The 15,710-nt window shown below is 53.0% G+C and carries 1 protein-coding gene; it reads right to left on the bottom strand.

Features of this window, described 5'->3' with window-relative positions:
* Positions 1 to 72 precede the first annotated feature (72 nt).
* On the bottom strand, positions 73 to 15,669 hold the full coding sequence (locus tag PED39_03820; GenBank protein WII08342.1) for an amino acid adenylation domain-containing protein: 15,597 nt from the start codon (positions 15,667 to 15,669) through the stop codon (positions 73 to 75).
* Positions 15,670 to 15,710 lie beyond the last annotated feature (41 nt).

The raw sequence follows: 15,710 nt of genomic DNA, 5'->3' as shown, positions 1-15,710 counted from the left end.
CCAACGGACGCGTCCTACTTGGTGCCTCTAAAATGTAAATTCGGACCAATAGGACAAGGTCTCTGCAGCCTGTCAGCGTATGTGCTCTGCGAGCTCACTGAGGAACCCGTCGAACTCCATTACTATCTGATTGACCACTTTTCCGGACTGGTATTCCGCATAGGTGGTCCCGATTGCAAATCCGTCGCCGTGAGGTACGACGACTGAGTGCATCCTGAACGGGGAACGTGACAGTGCGGGCAACTGTCTGGCGGCCAGTCCGCCTCCCATCGAGCCCTCCGATTCTCCTTCGCCGATCTTGTAATTCTCGAACTGGATCACCACATCCGGATATATCGTGGGACGTGCTTCGAATATGGGCAGCAGCGGGATGTCCAGATACTGGAGGGTCCTGTCGACCTGTTTGACCGCACTCTCTACATATCCCATCAGATCGTCGGAGTCTTTGGTTATCCATATCGGATGGAGCCTCATGAACACTCCGACCGAATCTTCCACATCGACCTCTCCCCTTCCGTCCTCGATGATGTAGAACATCTTGTCCTTGCCGTACACGCGGTTGAGCGCATATGCCTCCGCCATATAGAACACGTCCGCCGGGCCGCAGTTGAGCTTTTGCGTGACATGCTTCATATCCGCAGCGCTTATGGAAAGGGGCATCTGGACTACACCACTGTCATCCTCACTCACCACTCCGTCATCATAGGTATCGTCGCTTCCTTCCAACGTCTGGAGGAACTCTGCGGCCCTCCTCTTGAACGTCTCGGTCAGCATGTATGCATTGTCATATCCTGCCTGACGGATCACTCCGTCATCGATCGGAGGTATGGTGCCGGTCATTATGGACTGTATGCGCATCGCCAGAGGAGCGATGGAACGCCCGTCGAAGGCCAAATGGCAGATGTCGATGAACAGGGTACATTGCCCCTCCCATTCCACTACCGCGAATCTCGACAGACACGGGCCGAACGGTGTGAAGGGTCTGACGAAGGTCTTTGCGAACTCCTCCGGGTCGCATTGAGCGGTCTCGATATCGATGTGCGCATCGTATCTTACGGTCACGTCCCTCTCGCTCTTGGCGATCATATGCATGCGGAGGTCGGGAGTCGTCTGTATCAAGGCTTCAACAGCCTTGTACACCATGTCGAAACTGATGAACGGTGGCAGAGTCACCATGGTGGCGATGTTAAGGCTGAGATTCGATACCAGCATGTACTTTATGACGTCCATCTGCGAGAACGAAGGAGGATGTCCCTTGTCCATGTCGTAGACGAAGCTCTGTATCTTGTCCTTGGCTTCCTGCTCTGAAAGAATCGCCCTCACGGTGCGCTTCCTCATGATATCGCGGGCGAAGACATGCTTGCCGGATTTCTCGTTGAAGATCGATGCGATCCAAGTAGCTTTGAGCGAATCGCCGCCCAGACGCTGGAAGTCGTCATCGATTCCCGCTCTTTCGAGACCTAAGGCCTCAGCGAATGCTCTGCAGAGGATGCGCTCATCCTCATCCCTCGGCTCCGAATAATCGGAGCTGAGCACGGATAGATCCGGCTCAGGCAGTGCACGTTTGTCCACCTTACCGTTGACCGTCAGAGGGATCCGGTCTAGCTTGATGACGAACGACGGTACCATGTAGTCCGGCTTCCTTTCTGAGACGAACTTCTGAATGTCGGATACAGATGTCGCAGATGATGCGACCACATATGCGCAGAGCTCCTTGGTTCCGCTCGCGGAGGCTATAGGCTGCACGGTGACGCCGGTTATTCCGGACATTGCCTTGATGCATGCCTCGACCTCCGTCAGTTCGACACGGTTACCGCGTATCTTCACCTGTCCGTCCCTTCTGCCTATGACGCCGAGCGTACCGTCCGGGAGCAGCCTGAAGAAGTCTCCGGTAGCGTACATCCTCTCGTATCCCTTCTCATCGGAGAATGGGTTGCCGAAGAACGCCTCGGCGTTCCTTTCGGGATTGTTGAGATAACCTGATGACAACTGATATCCTGACAGGAACAGTTCTCCTACCGCTCCCACAGGTACCCTGCGATGGTCCGCATCGAGTATGTATCCCTTAACGTTCTGGATAAGATGGCCGACAGACGAGCTATATGCACGTTCGTTTACCGGGATCGCCGCACTGACCGCAAGATTCTCCGACGGCCCGTACGTCTCCAAAGCACCGATGAAATCCGGTGCAGTGAATTCGCCGAGTTTCTCCCCTCCATAGGCCAGGCAACGCAATGTGGACGCTTTGACACTGGATGCGAACATCTTCCCCAAGTTGGTTGTGATGAATGTATGCGTCACTCCGCGGGACACGAAATGCTCATTCAGACGATGGATGTCCAGACGGATGTCCTCCGGAACTATGTCCACCGAACCTCCGGTGAATATCGGCGGGTACAACGACATGGTATGCATATCGAACGCTACCGATGCGAACAGCGCGAACACATCCCCGCTCTTGAAATCGGTGTAGGAGGAGGTCCATTCACTGAAGTTCTCCAGTGACTGGTGCGGTATCTTGGAACCCTTCGGCTTACCTGTGGTACCGGATGTGTAAAGGATGACTGCCGTATCGGTCGGCAAGACTGATACCGGCGTGAAATGGGAGGGTTCTAACCCTTCACAGCCTACGGTCGGGAGTCCGGTCAGAGAACCGCAGCGTTCTTTGGTCTCTCCTGTTACTACAACGGCTTTCGAGGATGAGTCGTTCAACATATGCGATATACGCTCGTCAGGATACGATATGTCGATAGGGACGTATGCCGCTCCCGTCTTCATCACGCCGATTGCGCAGATAAGATACCATTCCGATCTCGGAACCATGATCGCTACATTATCTCCTCTGATCACGCCTGATGACTTTAGGGTGGTCGCTATGGAATCCGAGATAACATCTACTTCTGTGTAGGTGTAGCTACGATCCATGTAGGTAAGGAGGGTCCTGTCCGGGTACTCCGAAACCGAATGTCTGAACGCTTCCAGGATATTGTTGAATCTCAGCGGAGCAGCTGTGTCGTTGATGGAATCGAGGATGTCTATGTCCTCCGAAGATGTGTATTGGATGTCCGACAGCCTCTCGCAGGCTATCAGACCCTTTGCAATCTCATTAAACGCATGCAGGAAACGCTCGCACGTTCTTTGCGAGTACCTTCCGGAATGCTCCAATGATGCCATGAAACCGTCATTGGATTCGGTGACATAGATGGCCAGGTCCGATACCCAATCAGCCGAATAGATCCCATGGCCGGAAGAATCTCCGCTTGCAGCCGATGTTATCGAGCGTATGCTGGAGTTGATGTCTGCGAGGAACTCGAAGGAAACTTTCATGGTCAATCCGTAGCGTCCTGCAACATCCATGAACGGGACCTTGGAATGGGACATCGAGGAAAGGATCGAATCCATCGATGAGTTCAGGAACTCCGATACCGGACGGTCGCTACAATCGATCGATACAGGGAATGTATTGACGAACATGCCCACAGCATCCTCGGTGCCCTCGGCGTTTCTTCCCTTCTCGGTCATCGGAAACACCGCCTGCGTGGAACCAGTGAATCTAGACAGGGTGTAACCGAACACAGCTGTGAAGAATCCTCCAGCGGTCATGCCCGAAGGGATGTCTCTTGAAGTGATTGGGATCGGCATCTCGAATGAACCTTTCACACCGTTGCCGTCCTCCACAGGCAGTTCGATGTCCTCTATGACGCCATCATAATAAGAAAGGGCATCCTCCTGGTAATCCGCATCAGGCTGGTCTGCGGCGGATGTCAGGAATCCGTATTCCGCCGGTATCTGGACTCCTTCAAAGGCCATTCCGAGATCGCGGATGAGTATTCTTCTTGACTCTGCATCCATTATCACATGGTGGACGTTCCACTGAATGTATCCGGGCACTATGCGGAACCTGCACAGGGATTCAGAGAAGTTGAACGGACGGAGGAACTCGTCATCCGATGATTTTTCAATAATCGGTCTGTTACCGGGCACCAACCACGGTTCGCCTCCGACCTCGGATATGTGCATCGATAGGACGGGGTGTGCATCCAGAACAGCGTCTATCGCATGGAGAATGTCGTCATCGGATGCTCCTTCCGGAATCGGGAACATTCCGGGAGCAGAGTATGCTGTCCCCTTGTCATTGGCCATCTCGTCGAGATACACATTGAGCTGTGGTCCAGAGAGCGGGGCCGATAAAGATTCCGCCAAGGCCTGCAAGATCGATCCCAGCCTGTTCTTTATTGTCTCGAAGATCGGCAGCTGCATCGGACATCTGCCCGATATTATGAGGCCGTCATCGGTCTCTGCGATATTGAATGATAGCAATTCGCCCATGTCCGGGGGTTCCTGATAGCTGATAGGTAACCTAACAGCCTCTAGGAGGCTGTCAGAATAGCTGAAGGCCGAACTGAGATAATTGAACGTTATGGGCGGAAGATCGTTTCTTAGATATCCGTATCCCCTGCCTCCTTTCGGTACGGAGCGTCTGGCCTTCCTCACAGAGAAGACATCGCGTACAGGATCGCCGGTCGTGGACAGCACCAGCGGATACATGCAAGTGAACCATCCCACGGTGCGCTCGACATCGTGGTCCCTTCCGTGACCCTCCATCCTCAGCACCAGATCTGTTCCCGTGATATCCTTGAAGGATTCAGCAAATGCGGTCAGCAATATGTCCTGTTTCCCGATGCCGTAGCGGTTCTCGGCAGAAAGGGGCAAGCTGATGGAGAACGGCTCGGACTCCAGCTCGGGAACATTGGCATCTATCTTTACCTTATCCCAGTAGCGCCTCTCGGATTCTGTCGGTTGGTATCCCCTGGCGATCCAATCCCTTATGGGCATGGTCCTGGGCGGCAGGGACGGTTCCCTTCCGTCAATGGCTGCAGAGATGCATTCGGACAGGTCCGACAGTATGATGTTCCATGACACCCCGTCCACGGCTATATGGTTGATCATGAGGCGGATGTATCTCCTGCCCTCGTACGATATGAGAAGACATGCCATCAGCCTGCCCTCTGAAAGTGACAACGTGCTTAACGCGAATGCTGAGGATGACAGGATGTCGTCCTCCGAGAATGCTTCCACCAGCGTTACATCGCAGACCCTGATACCCTGGTCCCTTATCCTCGGCCTTCCGTCGTAGATGGCACGGAGCATATCATGTCTGTCCGTGACGGCATCTATGGCATGCTGGAGGATGCCCTCGTCCAAAGACTGCGGACAGAGCAGATCCATGTGCTGTACGAATGTGTCCCTCTGATCAGCTGTGCCCGATTTCAGGAATATGCTGTGAATGGGTATCTCCCCGATATTTCCTACAGAGGAGCCCATATCGGCGGCCGACGATACTGTGGAGGAGATAGCGCGCACGGTGCGCAGGGACACCACGTCCTTCGCCTTGATCTCTATGCCCTGCGACCTGCATGATGATACCGCTCTGATCGCTTTCAGGGAGTCCCCGCCCAAACGCATGAAGTCATCGTCGATACCTATGCCTTCAATACCAAGAGCTGAAGAGAATGCGTCGCACAGGACTTTCTCGATATCGTTCCTAGGCGCTGTGTACTCCTTCCTGAGGCTCGATATATCCGGCTTCGGTAAGGCGCTCATATCGACCTTACCGTTAACGTTAAGCGGGATCTTCTCAAGGATTATCACGAAGGAAGGGACCATATAGTCGGGCTTGCGCTCGGCCACGTACGACCTCACGGATTCCCCAGAGATATGCTGGCCTGATGCTGAATGCAGTACGACGTATGCACAGAGCTCCTTGGAACCGTCGTTCTGGACGATAGACTGGACGATGACATCGCCGATGCCTTCCATGGATCTTATGCATGCTTCGACTTCGGTAGGCTCCACACGGTTTCCGCGTATCTTCACCTGTCCATCCCTTCTTCCTATGATGCCGAGGGTGCCGTCCGGGAGCAGTCTGAAGAAGTCGCCTGTGGCATACATCCTCTCATAACCCTCCTCATCGCAGAACGGGTTGTCAAGGAACACCTCTGAGTTCTTCTCCGGATTATTGAGGTATCCTGAGGAAAGCTGGTATCCTGAGACGTACAGTTCGCCCACGGCACCGACAGGTACCCTGCGGCGTTCGCTGTCCAGGATGTACACTTTGGAATTCATATTCGGTATTCCCACGGAACTGCTGTAATTACGTTCCGAGACCGATATCGATGACGTGCAGGCGGTGTTCTCTGTCGGGCCGTATCCGTCGATGACGTTGACATCGGTGAACACACCGAACTTCCCCAACGCCTCCCCGCCTAATATCACATTCCTGAGCTTTACCTCTGGATGCTTCTCGATGAGCAGTTTTCCGAGCTGTGTCGACAGGAACATACCCGATATACCCGCACCCTCTATGTGGGAATACAGAGAATCGATGTCAAGACGGGACTCCTCGGGGACGATGTCCACAGCAGAGCCTGTGAGGAACGGGGCGAAGAGGGCATTGAGATGGGCATCGAAACCGAAACTGGAATGCATACCCAATACGTCCTCTGACGACTGGGAGAAGCGATACGCGGTCCATTCCGATATGTTCTCGACTGCACGATGCGATATGAGGGTTCCCTTGGGTCTGCCCGTGGTACCCGATGTGTAAAGAATCAGTGCGACATCGGTGGGCTGAACCGTCATAGGCTTGAACTCTGATGGCTGAATACCATCGCATCCTATAATCAGCCTGCCTGTCAGGGATTCACAGCGACCTTTGATCTCAGAAGTGCACAGGACCACTTTCGCGGATGAATCGTCTATCATGAACGATATGCGCTCGTCCGGATAGGATGTATCGATTGGGATGTATGACGCACCGGCTTTCATCACGCCCAATGCACAGAGGAGGTACCATTGCGACCTAGGAACCACGATGGCCACCCTATCTCCTATGCCCACACCCTGTCCTGCCAGTGAGGACGCGATGGAATCCGTGATCCTATCGACCTCCGCATAGGTGTATCTGCGGCCCATGTACGATAGCAGAGCTCTGTCCGGGAATTCAGATACTGAGTGCCTGAATGCATCCAGTACAGTGCTGAAATTGAGCGGTACTGCGGTACGGTTGATGGAATCCAGAATATCTAGATCCTCTGCCGAGGTGTAACCAATCTCGGAAAGATACGAGCATGACATGAATCCCGAAAGGATATGATCGAATACATGCGCCATCCTCTGGACCGTACCCTCCGAATATCTGGAGGAATGAACGTACGCCAGAATGTACGATCCGTCTGACTGAATAAGGTTGAATGTAAGGTCGCCGATAATGTCGCTCTCTTTCATTTCAGAAGACACAGCATCGCCGTACTGTTCGACTCCGGTAAGATGGTTGAACACCACGCCGAACCCTATGCCGAGATTCTTGGCTATGCTATGGAATGTGCAGAGCTGGTTCGATATCGTGCCGAAGATCCTCTCCGATGCCTCCGAGACGAACTCACCCACAGTACGGTCCCTGCAGTCCAATGCAAGCGGGAGGGTGCGAACGAACATTCCTGCGGAACCCTCAGAACCTGTGAGGTCCCTTCCGTTGACGGTGTGGGTGAAAACCGCATCGCGAGTTCCTGAGAACCTGGATAGAGTGTATCCGAACGCTGCACAAAGGAGATTGGCCGGAGTGGTACCGAGGGATCTGGCCGACGAAACTATCCTGTCAAGAGATTCGGAGAGTATTATGTGCCCCGTACCGAAATGTCCGTCCGGACCTTCCGTAAGAATGAAGTCCGTATCAGATAGCATATCGCTGAAGAACTCCTCCGATTGTTCGGATGATGCGTAAAGGGAGGCGTCCTTCAGGAATCCGACATCCTGATCGGGAATGATTCCATTCAATATGGATTCGAGCGACTTACCTATGATGCTCGATGTGAGGCCGTCAGATATCGTATGGTGGAATGCCGCCTGCACATACTTTCCCGAAACGATATGGAACCTGCTGAGAGATTCGGACAGTTCGAATGGCCTGCGGACATCATCCACCGGAGAATCGGAGACTGTGATCTGCGGTTCTGAATCGATAGAGAACCACGGCTCCCCTTTATCGACCGTTATCCTGGACCTCAGGACCGGGTGGACATCCAAAAGAGTCGATATCGCCTCCAGTGCCTGATTGTCGGTTGTACCTTCGGGCATGGGGTATGTCGCATCGATGATGTAAACTGAATCGGACCTGCCGCTCTCGATGTCCAGATATACATCGAGGGAACCGCCTGTCAGCGGACATCCTGTTTCCAATGAGTAGATGTTTTCAGTATATGCTGAGACTGATGATGCAGCGATAGCTCTGGGGGTACGCTTGGTCAGTATATCTGAAACAAGGATTTTCATTCCAGACGACCTGCACACTGAAACCGCTTTAACCGCTTTCAAAGAATCTCCGCCCAGGCGGATGAAATCGTCGTCTATGCCTATGCGATCGATGCCCAGGGCCACAGAGAATGCTTCGCACAGCGCCTTCTCTGTATCATTCCCAGGTGCTGTGAACTCTGCTTTAAGTTCGGATACGTCCGGCTTAGGCAACGCACTCTTGTCAACCTTTCCGTTAACATTCAAAGGTATGCGATCCAGGACAACGACGAACGAAGGCACCATGTAATCGGGCTTACGCTCCGATACGAACGACCTCACCTGTTCTGTGGGAACAGATGGCGCTGATGAAGAGATTGCTATGTAAGCACAAAGCTCCTTGGAACCATCATTCTGGATGATGGGTTGGACAGTGACATCATCGATTCCTTCCATGGATCTTATGCATGACTCGACCTCCGTCAATTCGACACGGTTTCCGCGGACCTTCACCTGTCCGTCCCTTCTGCCCATTATTCCGAGAGTACCGTCGGGGAGCAGTCTGAAGAAATCCCCTGTGGCGTACATCCTCTCATATCCTTTCTCTTTACAGAAGGGGTTGCTGAAGAATGCCTCAGCATTCCTCTCCGGAGCATTCAGATATCCGGATGACAGCTGATATCCCGAGAGAAACAGCTGGCCGACCGCTCCTACAGGCACCCTGCGGTGCTCTGCATCGAGTATGTATCCCTTGATGTTGGACTGGAACCTTCCTACAGACGAGGGATCTTTCTTATCATTGACCGGTATCTGTGTGACCAATGCAAGCGATTCGGTTGGACCGTACCCATCCACGACCTGGTACGGGGTACTGGCATCGAACTTGCCAAGCTTCTCCCCAGCGACAAACAGTACCCTGAGATCGGATTCGAGACCTAGCTCCGCCAGCATCCTGCCCAGATGCGTGGTCATGAAGGTATGGGTCGTGTGAGCTTTCACAAAATGATCGTTCAGCACATGCATGTCCAGCCTTATGTCCTCGGGCACTATGTCCAAGGATGCTCCACAGACTAAAACGGGGTACAATGCTAGGGCATGCATATCAAAGGTATAGGCGGTGTAGAAAGAATAGACGTCGTCGGGCACCATGTCCGTGCATGATACATACCACTCCGAGAGATTGATCAGGGCCCTGCGGCCGATCACCGCACCTTTGGGCTGACCGGTGGTTCCCGATGTGTACAGCACGATGGCCGCATCTTCTGGAGAAACCGTTACGGGTTCGAACTCCGCATCAGCGCATTCGGAGCAGCATATTACTGTCACCGATGAAAGCCTGGAAGCACGATCCATGGTCTCAGCAACGCATAGGATTGCTTTCGCAGATGAATCGTCGATCATGAACGATGCGCGCTCGTCCGGGTAGGATGTGTCGATGGGTACGTATGCCGCACCCGTCTTCAAAGCACCTATGGAGCAAAGCAGATACCATTCCGACCTTGGGACCAGGACCGCAACGTTATCCCCCTTGTTCACACCGGATGCCCTCAGGGCGGCTGCTATGGAATCCGTTACCCTGTCAACCTCTGAATACGTGTAACTGCGGTCAAGATAGCTAAGGAGCCTCCTCTCAGGATACTCCGACACCGAATGGCTGAAGGCCTCAAGTATATCGTTGAATCTCAGCGAACGAGCCGTATCGTTCAAGGAATCCAGTTTGTCCAGGTCCTCTGATGTGACGTACCTAATTTCGGACAGATGCGAGCATGACATGAATCCCGAAAGGACAAGATCGAACGCGCGCACCATACTCTGGACCGTACTCTCCGAATACTTGGAGGAATGAACGTACGCCAGAATGTACGATTCGTCTGATTGGATGAGGTTGAATGTCAGATCCCCGATGACGTCCCTCTCTTTCATTCCGGAAAGGACGGCATCGCCGTGTTGCTCAACACCTGTGAGATGGTTGAATACGATTCCGAATCTTATGTTCAGATCATTAACTATACGGTGGAAAGGGCATAATTGGTTCGCTACCGTGCCGAAGATCCTCTCCGACGCCTCCGTTACGAATTCCTTGACAGTACGGTCTTTGCAGTCCAACGCCAGTGGGAGGGTGCGGACCAGCATACCTGCAGAATTCTCAGAACCTGTGAGGTCCCTTCCGTTGACGATATGTGTGAACACCGCGTCGGACGTTCCGGCGAACTTTGATAGAGTGTATCCGAACGCTGCACAAAGGAGATTGGCCGGAGTGGTACCGAGGGATCTGGCAGACTCGATTATCCGCTCCAGAGGTTGCGATAGGGTGACATGTCCGAAACCTATCTCGCCTTCCAGGTCCTCTGTCAGAGTGAATTCCGTGTCGGAAAGCATCTCGATGAAAAACTCCTCTGATTGTTCGGATGATGCATAAAGGGAGGCGTCCTTCAGGAATCCAACATCACGATCGGGAATGATTCCATTCAATATGGATTCTAGGGACTTGCCGACTATATCTGAGGTAAGACCGTCGGATATCGTATGGTGGAATGCAGCCTGAACATACTTTCCCGAAACGATATGGAACCTGCTGAGAGATTCGGACAGCTCGAATGGTCTGCGGATGTCTTCCACAGGTAAATCGGAGACTGTAATCAGTGGTTTTGCATCGACGGCGAACCAGGGCTCGCCATTCTGAATGACGATTCTGGATCTCAGAACAGGGTGGACACCGATAAGCGCGGATATCGCATCCAGAACCTGCTTATCAGAGATGCCTTCTGGTACGGGGTATGTCGTATTGATGACGTATACCGAATCCGATTTGCCGCTTTCCACATCCAGATATATGTCGAGTGAGCCGCCTGTCAACGGGCATCCAGTTTCCAATGTGTAGATGCATTCTGTATGAATGTGTGATATGGATGATGCAATGCTTTTAGGGGTACGCCTGCCCAGGATGTCCGAAACTTTGATCTCGAGTCCGAACGACCTGCATGCGGAGACCGCTTTGACAGCTTTCAAAGAATCTCCGCCCAGACGGATGAAATCATCCTCTATGCCTATGCGGTCGATGCCCAGGGCCACAGAGAATGAATCGCACAGGGCCTTCTCAGTATTATTCCTCGGTGCGACGAATTCCCTTATGAGTTGGGATTCGTTGGGCTCTGGCAGCGCATGTCTGTCCACCTTTCCGTTAACATTCAAAGGTATGCTGTCCAGGACGACGACGAACGAGGGCGCCATGTAGTCGGGTTTGCGCTCGGATACGAACGCCCTGATCTGTTCAGCGGTTATCTCGGAAGAGGGAGAGGTCACGATGTATGCGCAGAGCTCCTTGGAGCCATCGTCCTGAACGATGGGCTGGACGGTAACATCGTCAATGCCCTCCATCATTCTGATGCAGGACTCGACTTCTGTGAGCTCCACACGGTTGCCTCTGATCTTTACCTGTCCGTCCCTTCTGCCTATTATTCCGAGAGTACCGTCAGGGAGCAGTCTGAAGAAGTCCCCTGTGGCGTACATCCTCTCGTATCCCTTCTCCTTACAGAACGGATTGTCGAAGAACACTTCAGCTTCTCTCTGGGGATTGTTAAGATATCCTGATGACAGCTGGTATCCGGACAAATACAGCTCAGCTACGGCCCCGATCGGGACCCTGCGATGTTCCGCGTCCAGCAGATAGACTGCGGTGTTCTGAATCGGAATACCCACCGATTCGGTGTATGTCCTCGCGTCCAGAACCTGATAGGTGACCGAGACGGTGGCCTCTGTGGGACCGTACTTCTCCATGACAGGGTAGTCTGGGAGGACTGCCATGTCCATGAACTTCTCGCCTCCGACCACCAGATATCTCAGTCCGCATTCGGGATGCTTCTCTGCGAACATCCTGCCGATGACTGTAGGCAGGTGGAGGTTGTCTATGCGATGGTCGGTAACATAATCGTACAGAAGATCGAGGTCCAGCCTCACGTCCTCGGGTATGATCTCGACCGATGCACCTGAAATTATGGGGGAGAACATGCTCTCCAGATGTACGTCGAAACCGAAACTGTGGTAAAGCGCCACCTTGTGGTCCGGAGATGTGCATGTTGCCCGGCTGTAGAATTCTGAATAGTTCTCGACCGCAAGATGCGTGATGAGAGAACCCTTCGGCGTTCCTGTGGTTCCGGATGTGTATAGTATGACGGCAGTATCAGTCGGCGAGATCGACTTGTGCCCGAAACGGGACGTCTTGACCTCGTCGCAACTGACGATAGGGATCTCTGAAAGCGATTTGCAGCGTTCTCTGGTCTCGGCAGTGCATATTACCGCTTTAGAGAACGAATCACTGAGCATGAATGATACACGCTCGTCCGGATAGGATGTGTCGATCGGGACATATGCCGCACCCGTCTTCAACACGCCGAGGGCACCGAGGAGATACCATTCCGACCTAGGGACCATGACGGCTACACTGTCTCCGCTGGTCACACCCTGACCTACGAGTGCGGATGCTATGGAGTCCGAGATCCTATCGACCTCGGAGTAGGTGTAGTTGTGATCTAGATAGGTCAGCAGAGTTCTGTCGGCATGTTCCGATACGGATTGTCTGAATGCTTTTGTGATGTCGTTGAACTTCAACGGAACAGCGGTATCACTGATGGAATCCAAGATATCGAGCTCTTCCTCCGAGGTATATCCTATATCGGACAGTCTTTCGCATCCTATCAATCCTGCAACGATTCTGTCGAAGGTCTCGGCCATCCTCTGGACAGTGTCATCCGTGTACTTTTGCGAGTGCGTACAGGACAGATTATAAGTGTCCCCGGATACGAACACGTCGAATGATATGTCGGCGACGATCTCCCTGTCCTCGAGACGCACCGTCTCCAGACCGGACAGGTGGTTGAAAACCACGCTGAAATCCATACCGAACTCACTGGCGATGGCATGGAACGGACAGCGCTGGTTCGATATCACCGATATGATCGTATCATTCGTCTCCCTCAGGAATTCGGCCACGGACCGATCGTGGCAGTCCACGACCAAGGGCAAAGTGCGGGCGAACATACCTACAGAGGAAAGCGAGCCTGTGATGTCCCTTCCGTTTACTATGGTACCGAAGAGAGCTTTCGATGAACCGGTGAATCTGGACAGGGTGTATCCGAAAGCCGATGTCAAAAGGTTGGCAGGGGTCGTTCCCAATGAACGGGCACGTTCCGCCACCTGTTTTACACTTGATGTGAGACTCCTGCCCACGTGTCCGCTGGCGCCGTTGGGATCTGGTACCGGTTCAGGGATATCATAGATGTCGTCCAGTAATCCTCTGAAGAATTCCAATGATCCCTTGATGTCGAAATCCGCATATGAGGATGCATCCCTCAGGAATCCGATGTCCGCTTCCACGGAAAGACCTGAGAACAACTTCTCCAATGCTTCATTCAGGACCATTATGCTGAAACCATCGGAGATCGTGTGGTGGAACGCTGCCTGTATGCAATCGCCCGACACTATGTTGAATCTCGCAAGACTATCGGAGAGGATAAAGGGCCTTCTGATATCATGCACCCTTTCTTTCGATACGGTAACCTCCGGCACGGAACCGAAAACGAACCTCGGTTCTCCACTCTTATCCGAGATGCTGGCCGTAAGAATGGGATACACCTCCAGAAGCTTCCCGATCACCGCTCTTGCATCTTCGTCTCTCACACCCTTGGGGATAGGATGCTCAAGGCTGACTATGTATGGTGCGTCCGACCTGCCGCTCACTATGTCGAGGTAGACATCCAATGCTCCGCCTGTGAGAGGGCATCCGGTTTCGAGCGTGTACAGCAGCGTTTCCGCCAATCCTCCGGAAGATGCGGCCAAGGCCCGGGGGGTGCGCCTGGAAAGGATGTCCGCGATACTCACTGACAGACCGTGATCCCTGCATATGTACGACAGCTTAATCGCCCTGAGGGAGTCTCCACCCAGACGGATGAAGTCATCATCAACGCCGAGGCCTTCTATTCCGAAGACTTCGGAGAATGCCTCGCACAGCGTCCTCTCCGCATCATTGCTTGGAGCAACATACTCTGTCAACAGTGTCGATTGGTCGGGCTCAGGCAGTGCATGCATGTCCACCTTGCCGTTGGAGTTCCTCGGAAGGGAATCCATTCTGACGAAGCGCCTGGGAACGAGATAGGAATCGATCTTGCTCATCAGCTCGCCACGGAGCTTCTCTGGTTCTATCTTTCCAGTATAGAAACCGCACAGATATGGGCTCCCGTCGGGTCTGTGGAAGACGGCAACTGCCGCATCGTCAACACCATCTATGGTGGACATAGCATATCTGGTCTCGGCCGGTTCGACCCTATGGCCGTTAATCTTCACCTGTTCCCCGATCCTGCCCAGGATGTGTATCCCATCCTCCATCCTCTTACCGATATCTCCGGTGTGCAGGACGCGTATGGGCGTCTCCGGATATCCTTCGGACATATCGTCGAGATATCCCAACAAGAGGCCTCTGCCACGACAAACGATTTCACCCACATCAGCAGGGTTGCCATCCTCGTCCTCCACAGTTATAGAACTACCAGCTGGCGGTTCTCCGAGGGGAGGGTCCAGATTATAGTTTGTTACCTCGCCGATGCAGATTAATCCTTCAGACAATCCATAGGAGTTGAATAGCCTGACACCGTCAACACGGGATTGAACACCTGCCTTGTCTCCTCCGAAAACCACATTCCTGATCGATGAGGGTCTTCCCAGAGCATCGTAGTATCTAGGTATGAGGATCATGTAATCCAGACGTACCTTGTCCAGAAAGGCACGCATGCGAGGGATGTCGCCTCTTAAGGCATCGTCGATGATGTAAAGGGAAGCACCGCCGTTGAACGTAGGGTAGAGATCTACATTTGAGACGATGAACGATACGCTGCTGATCGTTCCGACTTTGTCCGTCATTTTTAACGGGATGGTCCCGATCTGTGTCTCGACCAGATTCGAGATGCATTCCCTGGATTGAAGCACCCCTTTGGGCGTTCCGGTGGAACCGGATGTGAAGACGATAAATGCAGGTTCATTATCGGATATAACCTCTGGTTCGAAATCTGATTGCAGACCTTCAGGCAGCGAAAAATCCCTTCTGATCACGAGCTTAGCACCGCTTGATGCTATCATCATCTCGGCACGCTGCTCCGGAACTGAGGGATCCAAACTGAAGTAGATCGCCCCGATATTCATGCATGCATATCTAAACGCGAAATGCAGCGCGCTACGCCCGGTGTTGATAACGACAACATCTTTCCTTAGTATGCCGCCATCTTTGAGATAATTGGTGCATCTGCCAATCATAGCGAGGAATTCTGAATTGGAATAGGATTTGTCCCCATCCGTTTCATACACGCAGAGTTCGGTGGGGTCCTCTCTCATCTTACGGTACGTCGTTGAGAGGATTTCCTGCGCTGTCAGCA

The sequence above is a fragment of the Methanomassiliicoccales archaeon LGM-RCC1 genome, assembly GCA_030168575.1.
Taxonomy (GTDB): Archaea; Thermoplasmatota; Thermoplasmata; order Methanomassiliicoccales; family Methanomethylophilaceae; genus Methanoprimaticola.
This window is presented reverse-complemented; position numbering and strand designations above follow the sequence as displayed.

Coding starts and splice junctions, on each gene's coding strand:
- PED39_03820 (WII08342.1), bottom strand. CDS start 15,669: ATGAGAGAGGACCCCACCGAACTCTGCGTGTATGAAACGGATGGGGAC.